This window comes from Pseudoalteromonas porphyrae (assembly GCF_001298125.1).
GTDB classification, from domain to species: domain Bacteria; phylum Pseudomonadota; class Gammaproteobacteria; order Enterobacterales; family Alteromonadaceae; genus Pseudoalteromonas; species Pseudoalteromonas neustonica.
On the sequence record NZ_LHPH01000105.1, the window covers coordinates 1 to 531 of the forward strand.

Consider the following 531-nt stretch of genomic DNA (forward strand, 5'->3'; position numbering starts at 1 on the left):
TTAATAATATGTTTATATAAAAAAGCAAGTGCATTTAAAGCGGTTGCTTGTGTTCTCGCTGCCACTTTTTTAGTGACTGTTAAGTGATTTAAAAATATTTCTACTTCATTATTGCCCATACTGGTAGGGTGCCGCTTATTATGAAAATGGATATAGGCAGTAATCCAAAATACATAAGTTTCAATAGATTTTTTAGCATAGTGATGGCTATACATATAGTTGATAATACTATTAAGAAAAGGGGATTTAGTTTTCATTTTAAATCTCAGTTAACTGTATTTATATGGCTATGTTGTAGTTGAGTGTGGGTATTAAAAATTCATATCATAATGCCTCTTTTATCCATGTTTGATCTGAATACTCAGTGTTATCTTCCATAAACCTAAACCAGCTTAAATAATTCTCAATGTAGTCTGTACCAATGCCATTAAAACGTCTTAACCATGCCTTCCAGCGCATCATATAATTATTAAGTGTTTGGATATGGTAAATACCTTCTACCACTCTTTGGTTATCCAAGCCAATCAAGCG

The 531-nt window shown here is 31.8% G+C and carries 1 protein-coding gene and 1 pseudogene; both read right to left on the reverse strand.

What is annotated here, in order from left to right:
* A partial coding sequence (locus ADS77_RS21400) for a phage integrase N-terminal SAM-like domain-containing protein (protein ID WP_200909674.1) occupies positions 1 to 257 on the reverse strand: 257 nt, incomplete at its 3' end.
* A gap of 67 nt (positions 258 to 324) precedes the next feature.
* A pseudogene (locus ADS77_RS22455) lies at positions 325 to 531 on the reverse strand (IS1595 family transposase); the annotation flags it as partial.